Consider the following 13,489-nt stretch of genomic DNA (forward strand, 5'->3'; position numbering starts at 1 on the left):
AGAACGGTTGAATAATAGGTAAGAGTGATTTTTTAAAATCTATATCCAATGGAAAGCCCGCTTCTGAAGCCCGCCCAGGGACCGTCCACTTTTATTCTGGCACCACTGGCATTGGTTTCTACCGTATACTTCACAAAAGGAATATCAAGGTCTTCAATTTCTTTTTTAAGCTGTGCCTGCATGTCAGGAGTCAATACATAATCTGAGGTCATGGTAAAATCACCTTTTCCACTTCCGTAATGTGCTCCTGCAATCCAAAAATCCAGTACAAGATTCTGGCTTCTTGTTAAAAAGAATTGTACTCCGACCATCAGACCTCCGCTGTTTCCATTGGTATCTCCCTGGCCTCGAAGAGGGATTTGATAGGTCATTGCATTAGGACCATTGTAATCATAATAAAAATCAAAAGTATTGGATGTAACACTTGAATACCGATAATAAGGGGCAAAATAAAATCCTTTTCCATAGCCTTTACCAATATAAAATCTGGGTTCTATGGTGAAATTAGTGGCTTTTACTCTAAGATTCTGGAATCTTTTCTCATCTTCATCTTTCAGAAAGGCATTGATGAATGGCACTTTTCCTTCCGGCATCATTCCGAAACCGATGTTCACTGAAAGCCACTGGTTGATGACCCGCTCGTAAGACAGGTTAATATTTCTGAAAGCATATGCTGTGACATTGGTCTTGATGATATTCATCTTTTCTGCTGAGCTGTTTTGAATTTCCTGAGCTCCCAATACTGAAAAAAGAAAGCTCGGAATTAATATGAATGCTTTTTTCATGACTTTATATTTTGTGATGTTAAAAAGTACCAGCAAAAAACGGGCTGTATTTAACATAATAATAAGAATTTAAAGAAAAATTATTGATAAATCTTTAATGTTAACAACAGTCAATGTAATATACAGCGGGGATTGATTGTTCTAACAGTATAATTCATCTTTTGATATGAAAAAAACTATTTATACCATATTCTTTCTTTGCGGAGTTTTTGCTTTTGCCCAGGAGAAGAAAAACGATACAGCCGATGTTGCAGCAACAAAAGATATTCAGGAAGTTATTTTAAAATCACAACGTAAAAAACAGTTTGCAGATAAAGCTGTTTATACTTTTGATAAGGAGGCATTGGAACGAGCACGCTATGCTAAAGATCTGCTTCGTACCCTTCCGGAATTACAGCTGGATCCGGTATCGAATACCATTGCCAGTACGAAAGGAGGAGCTACACTATTTCTTATCAACGGGATTGAAGCTACAGATATGCAGATCCGAAGTGTAGCACCCAGCGAGGTAGTGAAAGTTGAGTATTATGATATTCCGCCGGCAAGATGGGCAACAAGGGCAGATACTGTAGTGAATATTCTGACGAGATCCACAGAAACAGGTTATGTTTTTGGTGCTGATGTTTCTACAGCTTTGAACACAGGATTTGTGAATAGTTCTGCTTATGCCAATTATACCAAAGGGAAAAATAATTTCGGTTTAGAATATTCTTTAAACCTGAGGGATTATGATGACCGAAGAGTAAACAGTATCTATGATTACCAGCTGAACGGAAAACATTACCGTTCTGATGAAAACAGGAAAGATCATTTCGGGTACACTTTCCAGAATGTTGCTTTACGCTATACAAGACTTGTTCCTGATAATTATGCTTTTCAGGCCAAACTGAATATGGATATTTTCAGCAGATTTTCAAAAGGAGTAGGGCAGAGTACCTTTAGTGAAGATGATCTGAAGGACGAACATGCGATGTTTAAAAATAATGGCTCGGATTATGTGATTCCCAAGCTGGATCTTTATTACTCCAAAAAGATTGGTGAAAAAGATGAGCTAAGCATTAATGTAGTAGGTTCTCATTATACTACCAATACTTCAGAAACAGCAAAGGAGTGGATTGTAGGGTCAGGACTTTCGGTATATGATAATGATATGGTTTTAAAGGCAAAGCAAACGAGTCTGGTAGGAGAACTTGCCCATACGCATGATTTTAAAGCAGGAAAACTTTCATCAGGATATCGTATTTCAAGGTCTTCTATTTCCAATGATCTGAATAACCTTGCCGGATATTCTCAATACAGTGTCAATTATCTGGAACAGTATTTTTATACCGAATTTGCTGGAAAGGTTGATAAATTCAGTTACCGCATCGGAGCGGGTCTTACGAATATTCATAACAAAAGCGCAGAGAATACTTTTGATGAATGGACTTTTACTCCGAAAGTTATTTTAGCTTATCAACTTAAAAACAATCAGAATCTTCGCTTTACATCAAGTTATAATCCGGTAAGCCCATGGAGTAATGCTTTGAGCAGTAATGTGGTGCAGCTGGCTCCCAATATTGTACAAAGGGGAAATCCCTTTTTAGAATCTCAGCAGGTATTTTCTAACAACCTGACCTATTCTTTTAATAACAAGTATTTTGATTTTAATGCAGGTTTGTTTTACAGGTATACCAACAGGGTAATCAATCAGTATTATGTTCAGGATGATATATTGGGAGGTTATGCACTGACTTATGAAAACGGGAAAAACGGACAGCGGTACGGAGTACAGCTTACAGGATCCTATAAACCTTTCGGGAATAATTTACTTGTTGTAAAAGCAGTAATTACACCCACTTCGGAAACTGTAAGAACAAGTACAGGTGCTTTGATCAAAAATGATTATTTAGGAAATTATTTTTCGCTTTCCTCAGAATATAAATCTTTCTCAATTCAGTATCAGTTCAATATTCCGGTGTATAGTCTTAGCGGTGCTTTCCTGAACACGAACGAAAATCAGAATAATATTTTTGTAAGCTATAAACGCAAAAACTGGACGTTTTCTACGGGAATGTACTGGATAGGAATGCCTTCAGAGTACAAAACGAAAAGTTTACCGGAAAGCTTAGTTGATTATAAAGTTCATACTCAGATTATGAATAATAAGTCAATGTTTGTATTAGGACTGAGCTATGACTTCTCTAAAGGGAAAAAGACAGAGATTCAGCGAAAGCTAAATAACGAAACAGCTCCTGCAGCTACTTTTTAAATGCAATTTTGAATGTTAATAAGAAATCCCCGCTCACTTGTAGGAGCGGGGATTTTACTTTTATTATTTCTTGATGAATTTTGTATTCTTGGTGTCTGTAGCATTTTTTCCACTGATCTCTATGAAATAAGACGCTGGCGGAAGATCTGAGATTTGAATATTTCCGGATTTTACATCTGATGTTTTAACCAGCTTTCCATCCAGACTATAGATGTTTGCTTTGGAATAATTATCAGTATTTCCTTTGAAACCGATAAAATCCTGTGCAGGATTAGGATAAACAACGAGATTCTCTTTCTTTACAGCGTTGCTGGTTGCCAGAAATGTTTCGTTTAAAGCCAATGCAGTAGCTACCGTCTGGTTAATACTCAACAATGGAACACTGATATTTCCGCTGGTAGCATTTAGCAGAGCATATCTGTGAGATGCATCGTAATAAGCATAGGCTGTATTGGTAGCAGTTCCGATAGGGTTAGCATAAATAACATCAAAAGATGCATATAGATTAAAGTTCTGTGTATATTTTACTCTAAGAACATTGCTGTACGTTTGATTACCTATAATTAAGGTTCCATATGCATCAGCAATGGCAGACATTGTACCGCTGAACAATCCGTTGGCAGAAGACGAAGAGAAAGTTCCTTTGGCAGTGTCATTTTGGGCAGGTCCATAAGTTAGTGGGTAACTAATGTAAGTACCATTGTCAACACTAAAGTTTAAAGTGGCTTGTGGATTTACAATTCCCGTGATTTCCAGTTTAGTAGCAGAAGCTTTGTAATAAACAGTTGTTGCCCCATCTACCATTTTGATAGTGGAACCTGGAAAAGTGGCTATTTCAGTAGAAGAAGGAGTAGAATAAGTTGTTACTGAAGAAACTCCCATTGTAAGACCTCCGTTTGAAAATGTAGCGTTGGCTCCTGTTGCGGTGTTGTTTACGACTCCCGTTACATGGTTGTAATTGACAACGTTTCCAGAAATAGGGTCATTGGCTGCTTTTGTAAGCGTAATCTGCGCAGAAAACATTGCAGAAGCTCCTAATAAAAGGAGTAAAGATTTTTTCATAGTCAAGAATTTTTTTTTGTTAAAAATAATTAAAAAATAGTATTGAAATGATAATTTTATTTGTTTTTAATTAAATTTTTAATAAAAACGCCTGCTGATCATATCAGCAGGCGTCTCTGTGCGTTAAAAATGTTTAAGTCTAATTGCTCATTACCATTTTTCGGTAAGTATAAATGTCTTCGATAGTCACGACGCTCATCCCTTTTTTGATAGCAAAGTCTACAATTTCAGGAAGTCTTGCCATAGAACCGTCTTCATTTGTCAGTTCACAAAGTACAGCATCATCACCCAGATTGGCCATTTTTACAAGATCTACACTGCCTTCGGTATGGCCGCGTCTTTCAAATACACCGTCTTTTCTGGCAATCAGGGGGAAAACATGGCCGGGGCTTGCAATATGCTCTGCCTGAGCACCTGCTGCCACAGCAGTTCTGATCGTTGTTACACGATCTTTTGCAGAAACACCTGATTCCACACCTTCTCTGGCTTCAATAGAAATGGTAAATGCGGTCTGATTTTTTGAATTGTTGTTTTCCACCATCGGACGAAGGTTGAGGTGGTGGCTTTTTTCCTCAGAAATACATAGGCAGACGATACCGCTGCATTCGCGGATCAGAAGAGCCATATCCTGTTCTGTAATAGTGGAAGCGGGGAAGATGATATCTCCTTCATTTTCACGGTTTTCATCGTCTACCAGAAGAATACCTTTTCCCTTTTGTAGTGTTTGAAGTGCTTTTTCTACACGTTCTTTGGAGGTTGCTCCGAATTGTTCTAATAATTTTTCCATGTTATTTTACTTTTTAAAGTTAAAATAGTCTTCGGTACATGGAAATGAAATACAACGCAACAAGAGTCCATAAGGAATCTTATTGGTCATCTCATTTTCTTCTCCCATCCAGACTTTAACTGTCGGTTCCGGAATTTCACCAGATCAGTCCCTTCGTAAGAAAGGAGTCGCGGACTGTAACCGCCGGTAGGGAATTTCACCCTGCCCCGAAGAAAACTTATACTAAGTTTTGCTGTATGTTGTAATTTAAATTTTTATTTCATTGAATAGTATTTAACGCACAGACTGCTAATTTCGGGAAGTTTTTTGAAATGGGGAAGAATTTTTTCAGATTTATATCCTTTAAAAAGGATTATTAAAAGCTTTATATAGTTCTCAAAATTTTCTCCATCTTCTTTCCCTTTGCCAGCTCATCAATCAGTTTATCCATATAGCGGATATTTCGCATGAGTTCATCCTCTATTTCTTCCACACGATATCCACAAATGACGCCCTTAATCAATGAGACATTAGGATTCATTTGAGGAGCCTGATCAAAAAAAGCAATAAAATCATTCCTTTTATCAATCTGTTCCTGCAGGCCTTTTTCATCATAACCTGTCAGCCAGCAGATGATTTCATGAACTTCTGATTTTGTACGACCCTTCTTTTCTGCTTTTTGAATATAATGGGGATAAACACTGGCGAAAGCCGTTGTGAAAATTTTGGTATTCTGCATGAATTTATTGTTATTAATTAATGTCCAGATGCAAGTTTTAATTACCACTTCCAGATCTGAGGCTCATCTTTCCAGACCAGTAATCTGAATTCTTCATAATGCTTTCCATTTCCGATGGTGTGGGTATCTCTATTTCCTTTTCCCAGTTTTAATTTGTGTAAAATACCTGAATGTGCAGCTACCCATAGGGTTTCTTCGTCATCAGAAAGTGCTATTCCTGTAATGGTAGAACCCAGGAAGTGTTTCCACAGCTGATTTCCCTTTTTATCAAAGGCTTTGATATAACCGTAGGCGTCTCCAAGGATGTAGTTATCTTTTATGGCAACACCTTCATAGACTCTCATCTCCTCATCAATGAAAGTAAAATCTTCACTTTCTGTATATGCTTCAATATCAGCTCCTACATATTGATCAGCATTAATTCCTATGGTAATTCCGTTATAAAAATGGCAGGAGTTTGTAATCAGCTGGCTGTCATCCTTTGCAAAAAGACAAAAATGTGGGTAAGATGATTGAGGTCCTATAGATCCTACTGTATTGCCCTCATGATCTAATATTCTGTGATCATAGCACTGATCTCCAACCACGATATAAGAATTGTCGTTGGATAATGATGCATTTTCCATATCAATCTGAGAGCTCCAGTCTTCTTCATTGTCCTCATTAATGGGATGAATGAGTTTTTTTTCAGTATTTGAAACCAGAAAAATTCCGTCTGAGGAAACAATTACTATTTTGTTTCCATCATTGAAAGGATACATATCAGTAATCCCAAAGTCTGGGTTTTCATCCAGTTCAAATTCATTGATGAGGTCTCCGTTCCAACCTTTATATAAAGATATTTTATGAGAGTCTGCAATGGCAAAAATGTTTCCCCGTTTGGATTTTCCAATGGCGCGGATGTTTTCATCAAGTTTTGTGGTAATATCTTTATCAAGAATATAAGCCTGTCTTTTTTCATATGAAGTGCCTGTCATGAAAACAATTTTTTCATCAGAGATAAAGTGCATATGTTCAATATTCTGAGCCTTATTTTCCATTAAAGAAATGATAGGAGCATGGGCAGGAGGGAAATGTTCCCTGAAATTTTCTGTGTCTTTGTTCTTGTTAGCTGTTTTAAGCAGTTCAAAAACTTCGCGGGCTATATTTCCTCTTTTATCTTCAGGTTCTTCACCTTTCCAGTTTTCCCAGCCGTTTTTTTCACCAAACTCAACCATTTCATTGATTTCTTTTGCATAGCGTTCCCCTTCTGAGAACCATTCTTTTTGGATTGTAGTGTTGTACATTGAACTTTTTATTTTAAAATTTTATTGAAAATGAGGTTGTATTCCTTATCAACTAACTTACAAAAAATCTAATGATTCTTATAAGATAAAAAACAATCCTGGTAATTGGAGTTGTTTATTTTTGTGGATAACCTCAAGAATTAGTTTTAAATAATGTCTGCGAATACTTGCTGAGTAATAAGGTTAAAAAAAATGTGGATAAGTTATCCACAGAACTTACCCACATGATTTTTTATTTTAGAAATTTTTCAAAAATTCAATATTATTTTAAATTATTGAATTTTAATATATTATATGTGTAATTTTTAATGAGCTAAAAACTTATCCATACTTTATCCACAGATGTAAATGGAGTGTTGAAAAGTTATCCACAAATATTTAAAGATGTGGACAACTGTTTGTTTTTGATTTAATTATTTTAAAATCAATTATTTAATTGGATATTTGTTGGTGTTCTGAAATTGTATCTCATACTTATCCACAAAATTTATAATTCTAATGGGTTAATGATAGTAAATGATTTTTTGTTGACTTGGTAGAATATTCCATTCTCGGTAGACTGAAGGTTTTTAAATTCCGAATGCATTTGGTAGAATTCATCTGATTGAAGGTTCCAAATAAAAAAACTTGTTTTGTCTTTATAGGTTGAATGAAATATAATATTTCCAGCATTGGTAGATACAGATTGAGCACCTATGCATACAGGTGGAATTTTATAGCTGACAAGATTAAAGTTGTTTACATCCAACTCCTGCAACAGAAAATTTCCATAACCATTAAAAACTATTTTTCCATTTCCCAAATTGGCAACACAATAGCAATCGATAAGTTGGTCTTGTAAATTACTTGAGTTAAAACCAAAAACATGTTCCCCATTAAGATTAAATACTGCTAATGCATCACAGTCAGGTTTATCGCCTCTTAAAACACCTTCATCAAAATACGATACTATTATTTTTTTGCCATTTATCTTAATGTCATTAATTGAAGTACCAATATTAAATTTTACATAGGGTTTTCCTGTATAGTCAATAATTAAAGCATTTTCTATTGAGGTTGGACGATGAAGTACAATTAAAATTTTTTCTTCATTAATGATTTTAGCCATTAAGATATCAACTCCTAATTCTAATGGCGTTTCTGTGCCGGAGATTACAATTTTGTTCCTAGAGGTTATGGCAATAAAATTCCCGAGCTCATTAGTTGAAAGGTATTTGATGTTCTCCTGAAATAAATCGAGTTTTATGGTTTTAGTGGTCATAATGATGGGGTCAAACTATAAATTACTATCTTTTTAAGTGATAGAAAAGATATACCTTTTACTGCTTGTCTTTATAAATATTCCAGAAGTTAAAATCGGTCATAGGAGCGTCTGTTATTCCGATATTTCGCCCCATAGTTACGATTTGCCCTCTGTGATAAGTCCCGTGAAGAATGGCATGCTGAATGTATTCATATTTTGAAAAATCACATTGAAACCATTGGGATTCTATCTTTACATTCTTTGAAAGATCCTCTTCAGAGAGACTTTCCACATAATCTACCAGTTTTTGTGAATTGTTTTTAATAGCATTGAAAACATCTTCCTTGTCTGTAGTTTCTGTAGTTTTAGTAAAATCAAAATCATTTTTTTCAGAAATATGACTCCACCAGTATTCCTGGGTCTGCCAGATATGATGTAAGGTTTTTAAGATTGTCGGAAAACTTGAAATTGTTTCCTGATTAAGCTGCTCGTCAGACTTTGTGGATAACCAGTCGATGTATTTGTTGACTACCCAGTTGTTGTACTGTACACTTTTGTTGACTAATGCTTTTAAGCTCATAATATTAGTATTTAGTTGGTTTAAAATAAGGTATTATAATCCGAAATGCCGGTCGTTATCCGTATTTTCAGGATTAATGAGTGCTTTGTTACTGTATGTTGCTGCTTCAAAATCACTGATGTTTACAGAAAGAAAAGAAATATCAGGGAGTAATTCTGAAAGCCTCATACTAATCTGTTTTGAAAGATGGGCTTTTTGTTCCGTATTACGTCCCTGCATAATATATCCGAAGACATGCAGAAAATTTTTCTTACCTGTACCTAATCTGTAATACTGATAGGGCTGAAGCCTCACTTTGATATCATTGGGTGCAAACAAACCTGCTGCGTCAGCTGTTTCATAAACGGCATCCATTAATTCTTCAGATGTTCTCAGCTGAAGAATATCCTGTGAACAATCTATAATGAAATGAGGCATAGATTATATTTTGTGGGTTGATTTTGAGTAAGATAAAAATAATAAAAAAATCAACGGATATTCAAAATAAAAACCACACTGAAAACAATGTGGTTGGAAAACAGGTGTTTTTTACTTTGTAATTCGCAGTTTTATTGAACTGATTTTTTGATGCTGTATTGTGGTTTTACAATATTGGTCATATCGAGAATAATATCATAAAGCCCATCTTCATTGATTGGAAAATCATAGGCATCAAAGGCAATACTTTTATTATCATTATTCAGTCCGAGGCTGTATCCCCAATCATTATTAAACCTGAATTTAAGATTACCCTTATTCAGTTTATAGTTTTTAAGAAAATAAATATTCGGGTTTTTAGGATCTGTCTGTAACGGAATATCTTTTCCATCCCAGCCGCTGGGAGTTGCATTTCCAATGATTCCCCAGGTAAGATTTTGTGTTTGTTTTTTAGCTGTTTTCACAGTTCCGTCCCAAAACTGAATGACAACAGTATCTATTTTTCCGTTCTGATCTGGTTTAAATGTGCATAAAAATTTTTCGTCCAGTTGAAATAATGTTTTGCTTAATGGCAACAAGGCATTTCTGGGATAGCTGCCTTCTTTGAAAACCAACTGCCCATCAACACTCTTTATATAAAAATTTGACTTTTCAGTGGAATAAACTCCTTCCAGTTTTTTTAAATCCTCCGCACTCACTTTTGCAATTGCCGGAATGCTGTAAGGCTTATTGTACAGTATTTTTTCTACCAGTGGAGTAACAAAATCTGTGTGTGATAATTCTGAATTTGAAATTACAATCAGACAAATATCATCATCCAGAACTCTGTAATATCTACTTCTGTAACCTGGCCCGCCGCCATCATGACCCACCCGTTTTTTGTCAAAAACAGTAGAAATCTGAAACCCTAATCCATAATGATCTTTAAGGTAAGGTGTAAAAGCTTTATCTATCGTTTCTTTTTTCAGAATAGTATAATTCTTGAGTGCTTCATTAAATTTATAAAGATCTTCCACCGTAGAATACATAGCTCCTGCACCAAAAGGATGGTCGGTTTTGAAACGCAATGCTTCGTTAGAATTATTATCTGATAAAAATTCATATCCCAATGCTTTATTTTCATCGGTAACATTATTGAAATTGAATCCACTGTTATTCATTTTCAGCGGCTTTAATATATTGTTTTCTATAACTTTATCATAATTCAGACCTGTTACTTTTTTAATAATATAACCGAGAATATAATACCCGGAATTGGAGTAATCCCAATCTTTACCCGGGGAAAAATTCAAAGGCTTTGCAGAAATATACTTTAAAAATGTCTCTTCATCTACAGTATACTCTGAGTTTGTATCATTGGGAATTCCTGAAGTGTGAGAAAGCAGATGAGCAATGGTAATGCTGTCACCTTTCGGAAAATCAGGATAATATTTTGAAAGTTTGTCATTCAAAGATAATTTTCCCTGTTCTTCCAGCTGAAGAATAATTGTTGTGGTAAACATCTTTGTGGTAGAGAAAACCCTGTAAAGGCTGTTATTGGTATTTTTCTCTTTCTTTGGAGCATTTCTGTAGCCGTAGCTTTTTTCAAAAATAATCTTTCCTTTTTCAGCAATCAGGACAGAGCCGCTGAAAAGGCCGGCTTTTTCATACGTTGAGAATAATTGTTCCAGCTGTTGGGTTCTCTGAGAAAAGAGGGGTGTGGCTGCGAGTAATAAAATAAGACACGTTACAATAGATTTCATTTATTTTTTTTAAATAAGACACTTTTAAGTGTTATAATATTACATGGCTAATGAACTATTTTGATGTAAAAAAATTAAGAGCTTATTTAATATTTTCTGTATTTACAGATTCAAATGGAATTTGATGATCTTCGATAAGTTTATTTTTAAATTTTTCAGCGTAGGTATGAGCAAATTTTTCTTTTTCACTTTTTGAAATCTGAAAATAAAAATCCATTCTCTTCTCGTGGGCATCATAATCTATATCGTCATCATCATTTATATTGCACCCAGGTCTCTCAACAACGTCTAAATAATGAACATAATGCCCGAACTCGTGGGGTAAGGTTCTGTAAAGTTGAGTATTTCTAGCTGTTTCAGGTGTAAGTTGTGCAATAAAGTTTCTTTTTGTTTCAGTAAAAATATGTCCATCTGTTTTTAATCTTTCGAATTCCTGCTGATCTTCAATCGTCTGCTTTTTAGACCATAATAATTGCTTTTCTGTGTCTATTGCATCCAGAATAATGGCTGGATAATATTCATCCTCGAAATCATAGCTGTAGATCAATCTTCCCCAAACGGGTGAAAGAATTTCTTCTTTTCGCTTTGGCTGCCGTAGAATAATAAACTTCAATTCTCCATAATCTTTGACCGGAATTTGTTCTATAATTTTTTGAATATCATTTACTGAACAAGGATGGAGTGAGTTTTTACGAGTTTTTTCAATCACAAATATAAATTCATGATTGTTGATGATTCGGATTTTTTTTTGGTAATCAGTAAGCTTTTCATAAAAAGATTTCAAATTACCATAAGGTGAAGAAATAGTCAATTTATTATTCTGACCATAACCTTGATTTTTAGTTCCAATATTTTTATTTCTACGTGTTGGATTATACATTTTAATACCAAATTCTTTTTAATTCATCAGTTATTTCGTAAGCTTTAGTTATAGTGATCCAGTTTACAATTCTGATTTCGTTACCATTTTGTATAAAAACAACAGAATAGGTTGAACCACTTATTGAAAAATGATAGCGGACACCGAATTTATACTTTTCTACCTGAAAGTCTTTTATCTGAACCTCATCAATCTCTTTTTTCAGATAGATTCTGGGACTTGTAAACAACTTGTTTTTATACCGGACTGTTATTTGTTCGGGTTCAATAGTGAGAATTGTTTTTCCAAAGGTATTCCACAGCCAGATATATAGGAATAGGATAAAAAAGGCAGCAAAGGGAATGACGGTTGAAATATAGTTTAAAAGAATATAAAAACCTTCCTCCTGAATGCTCATGAGGGGAATAATAATCAGAATAATAAAAGAGAGTATGAATAATCCTAGCCCCAATATAAGCGTTACTGCCCAATTGGTTTTATTTTTTATAGTAATGATTAATGGCATTATTAAATGTATATTTTATTTACTACCTATTTTTGTATTCAATGTTATTGTCTTGATTTTCCAAGCTGTATTATTTGATTCTTTATATCTTAAACGGATGGTTAAGACTTCATTTTTGATTCCTGCATTTTCAAATAAATTTTCAGGATAAAGTTCGTTAGTATTTTTTAAGGTACTTTTAATTTTATCCTGTGGTACTTTTATTGTGTAGGATTTATTATTATTTAGATTGGTATATAATAGTTTATTATTTTGTATTAGGGTTATGATATAAGGATGATCTTTTTTATCGTTGATAGAAATAATGGTACCAAGCGATGTTATTTTTTTTCCGGTGTTTTTATTATACAAAATATATTCTGCAGGTTGGCAGCATCCTGATACAAGACTATTTTCAATAAGAAACGAAGTTTTATATTCTGTCCAACTTCTATATCCTAGTCTTCCGGTCAATTCAATGAATTCTTTTTCAAGCTCAAATATTTTCTTTTTAATATTCCCTTTTTGAAAAGTTATCCATGAAGTATTACAGTCATATTCCCAATATATCCTGGCTCCATTTTGAAATTGAGTTGGCTGACAGGATATTAAATTTTTTAACTCAGTTTTTTTTAAACAATTACATTTTTGTCCGTCAACCCAACTTAAGAAAAAAAATAGAATGAGTATAAATGAGAGTTTCATGATATTGGCAGGCTTATTTAAAATTTAAATATTTTTTTTCATACAACTTTGTCTTCTCAAGACCGAAATTATTAACTCTGACTGTTGGTGAATCTATTTTACAGTTTGGAAGATTATCATAAATCTGATCTGTTAATTTTAAAATTCCAGAGGTAGTTTTATCATTAAATTCATAATTTTTTTGCTCAGTAATAACTTCCAGTCCCGACTGTCCGCCATAAGGCTTTATGGGGAATGTGAATCTGTTTACTGTAGTAATTTCATCCCATTTTATAAACTCTGTTATATTTTTTTGTTTAAAATAAAACCCTTCGTGTGTGTATTGAAAGATCCCGTCATCATCATGCAGTCTGTCCATTTCTTTTTCAACCGAATCATAATCCTCTTTTTCAACGGGAGAATAAAGTTTTGCTATCGAAAATACAATAACAGCAAAGCACAGAAAAATAACAGCAAACGTAATTTTTTTGTCGTCAAAAATAGGATAGTTATAAAGGGTTAGAATTAAGACAAGACAGGTGACGGCAATTATTTTTTTCATGGTTGTAG

General features: G+C 34.2%; 14 protein-coding genes and 1 riboswitch. Of the genes, 1 reads left to right on the forward strand and 13 read right to left on the reverse strand.

Annotated elements, in window-relative coordinates; genetic code table 11:
• Nucleotides 1-32: 32 nt before the first annotated feature.
• Nucleotides 33-785: a DUF3575 domain-containing protein gene (locus OL225_RS00385; RefSeq protein WP_264516907.1), complete on the reverse strand. Its 753-nt coding sequence runs from the start codon at nt 783-785 to the stop codon at nt 33-35.
• Nucleotides 786-951: 166 nt separating this feature from the next.
• Here OL225_RS00385 and OL225_RS00390 point away from each other — a divergent pair, with 166 nt between their 5' ends.
• Nucleotides 952-3,036, forward strand: a complete 2,085-nt coding sequence (locus tag OL225_RS00390; protein WP_264516908.1) for an outer membrane beta-barrel protein — start codon at nt 952-954, stop codon at nt 3,034-3,036.
• A gap of 63 nt (nt 3,037-3,099) precedes the next feature.
• Here OL225_RS00390 and OL225_RS00395 read toward each other — a convergent pair whose 3' ends face one another.
• The 12 genes from OL225_RS00395 to OL225_RS00450 all read right to left on the reverse strand — a co-directional run bounded on the left by OL225_RS00395 (nt 3,100) and on the right by OL225_RS00450 (nt 13,481).
• Nucleotides 3,100-4,098 carry a T9SS type A sorting domain-containing protein gene (locus OL225_RS00395; protein ID WP_264516909.1) on the reverse strand — a complete coding sequence of 333 codons (999 nt, stop codon included), beginning with the start codon at nt 4,096-4,098 and terminating at the stop codon, nt 3,100-3,102.
• 139 nt (nt 4,099-4,237) lie between these two features.
• Nucleotides 4,238-4,885, reverse strand: a complete 648-nt coding sequence (gene ribB, locus OL225_RS00400) for a 3,4-dihydroxy-2-butanone-4-phosphate synthase (RefSeq protein WP_047379189.1) — start codon at nt 4,883-4,885, stop codon at nt 4,238-4,240.
• A gap of 92 nt (nt 4,886-4,977) precedes the next feature.
• A riboswitch (FMN riboswitch) is annotated at nt 4,978-5,103 on the reverse strand.
• Between the two features lie 146 nt (nt 5,104-5,249).
• Nucleotides 5,250-5,603 carry a DUF2200 domain-containing protein gene (locus tag OL225_RS00405; RefSeq protein WP_047379188.1) on the reverse strand — a complete coding sequence of 118 codons (354 nt, stop codon included), beginning with the start codon at nt 5,601-5,603 and terminating at the stop codon, nt 5,250-5,252.
• A gap of 41 nt (nt 5,604-5,644) precedes the next feature.
• Nucleotides 5,645-6,889: a hypothetical protein gene (locus OL225_RS00410; RefSeq protein WP_264516910.1), complete on the reverse strand. Its 1,245-nt coding sequence runs from the start codon at nt 6,887-6,889 to the stop codon at nt 5,645-5,647.
• A gap of 487 nt (nt 6,890-7,376) precedes the next feature.
• Nucleotides 7,377-8,150, reverse strand: a complete 774-nt coding sequence (locus tag OL225_RS00415) for a hypothetical protein (protein WP_047379184.1) — start codon at nt 8,148-8,150, stop codon at nt 7,377-7,379.
• Between the two features lie 58 nt (nt 8,151-8,208).
• On the reverse strand, nt 8,209-8,712 hold the full coding sequence (locus OL225_RS00420; RefSeq protein ID WP_264516911.1) for a DinB family protein: 504 nt from the start codon (nt 8,710-8,712) through the stop codon (nt 8,209-8,211).
• 33 nt (nt 8,713-8,745) lie between these two features.
• Nucleotides 8,746-9,129: a 5-carboxymethyl-2-hydroxymuconate Delta-isomerase gene (locus OL225_RS00425; protein ID WP_264516912.1), complete on the reverse strand. Its 384-nt coding sequence runs from the start codon at nt 9,127-9,129 to the stop codon at nt 8,746-8,748.
• A gap of 131 nt (nt 9,130-9,260) precedes the next feature.
• Nucleotides 9,261-10,871: a serine hydrolase gene (locus tag OL225_RS00430; RefSeq protein ID WP_264516913.1), complete on the reverse strand. Its 1,611-nt coding sequence runs from the start codon at nt 10,869-10,871 to the stop codon at nt 9,261-9,263.
• Nucleotides 10,872-10,953: 82 nt separating this feature from the next.
• Nucleotides 10,954-11,751 (reverse strand): hypothetical protein, encoded by a 798-nt coding sequence (locus OL225_RS00435; RefSeq protein ID WP_047379175.1) that lies wholly within the window; start codon nt 11,749-11,751, stop codon nt 10,954-10,956.
• Nucleotide 11,752: 1 nt separating this feature from the next.
• The gene (locus tag OL225_RS00440; protein ID WP_264516914.1) at nt 11,753-12,256 is read right to left on the reverse strand and encodes a hypothetical protein; all 504 of its coding nucleotides are present in this window, start codon (nt 12,254-12,256) and stop codon (nt 11,753-11,755) included.
• Nucleotides 12,257-12,271: 15 nt separating this feature from the next.
• Complete coding sequence (locus tag OL225_RS00445; protein WP_264516915.1) at nt 12,272-12,940, reverse strand: hypothetical protein; 669 nt, start codon at nt 12,938-12,940, stop codon at nt 12,272-12,274.
• A gap of 13 nt (nt 12,941-12,953) precedes the next feature.
• Nucleotides 12,954-13,481 carry a hypothetical protein gene (locus tag OL225_RS00450; protein ID WP_264516916.1) on the reverse strand — a complete coding sequence of 176 codons (528 nt, stop codon included), beginning with the start codon at nt 13,479-13,481 and terminating at the stop codon, nt 12,954-12,956.
• Nucleotides 13,482-13,489: the final 8 nt, after the last annotated feature.

Origin of the sequence: Chryseobacterium viscerum (genome assembly GCF_025949665.1) — a bacterium.
Taxonomy (GTDB): Bacteria; Bacteroidota; Bacteroidia; order Flavobacteriales; family Weeksellaceae; genus Chryseobacterium; species Chryseobacterium viscerum_A.

What these genes read in the sequence shown, in the direction of transcription:
- OL225_RS00385 (WP_264516907.1), bottom strand. Translation starts at nt 785, where the DNA reads ATGAAAAAAGCATTCATATTAATTCCGAGCTTTCTTTTTTCAGTATTG.
- OL225_RS00390 (WP_264516908.1), top strand. Translation starts at nt 952, where the DNA reads ATGAAAAAAACTATTTATACCATATTCTTTCTTTGCGGAGTTTTTGCT.
- OL225_RS00395 (WP_264516909.1), bottom strand. Translation starts at nt 4,098, where the DNA reads ATGAAAAAATCTTTACTCCTTTTATTAGGAGCTTCTGCAATGTTTTCT.
- ribB (WP_047379189.1), bottom strand. Translation starts at nt 4,885, where the DNA reads ATGGAAAAATTATTAGAACAATTCGGAGCAACCTCCAAAGAACGTGTA.
- OL225_RS00405 (WP_047379188.1), bottom strand. Translation starts at nt 5,603, where the DNA reads ATGCAGAATACCAAAATTTTCACAACGGCTTTCGCCAGTGTTTATCCC.
- OL225_RS00410 (WP_264516910.1), bottom strand. Translation starts at nt 6,889, where the DNA reads ATGTACAACACTACAATCCAAAAAGAATGGTTCTCAGAAGGGGAACGC.
- OL225_RS00415 (WP_047379184.1), bottom strand. Translation starts at nt 8,150, where the DNA reads ATGACCACTAAAACCATAAAACTCGATTTATTTCAGGAGAACATCAAA.
- OL225_RS00420 (WP_264516911.1), bottom strand. Translation starts at nt 8,712, where the DNA reads ATGAGCTTAAAAGCATTAGTCAACAAAAGTGTACAGTACAACAACTGG.
- OL225_RS00425 (WP_264516912.1), bottom strand. Translation starts at nt 9,129, where the DNA reads ATGCCTCATTTCATTATAGATTGTTCACAGGATATTCTTCAGCTGAGA.
- OL225_RS00430 (WP_264516913.1), bottom strand. Translation starts at nt 10,871, where the DNA reads ATGAAATCTATTGTAACGTGTCTTATTTTATTACTCGCAGCCACACCC.
- OL225_RS00435 (WP_047379175.1), bottom strand. Translation starts at nt 11,751, where the DNA reads ATGTATAATCCAACACGTAGAAATAAAAATATTGGAACTAAAAATCAA.
- OL225_RS00440 (WP_264516914.1), bottom strand. Translation starts at nt 12,256, where the DNA reads ATGCCATTAATCATTACTATAAAAAATAAAACCAATTGGGCAGTAACG.
- OL225_RS00445 (WP_264516915.1), bottom strand. Translation starts at nt 12,940, where the DNA reads ATGAAACTCTCATTTATACTCATTCTATTTTTTTTCTTAAGTTGGGTT.
- OL225_RS00450 (WP_264516916.1), bottom strand. Translation starts at nt 13,481, where the DNA reads ATGAAAAAAATAATTGCCGTCACCTGTCTTGTCTTAATTCTAACCCTT.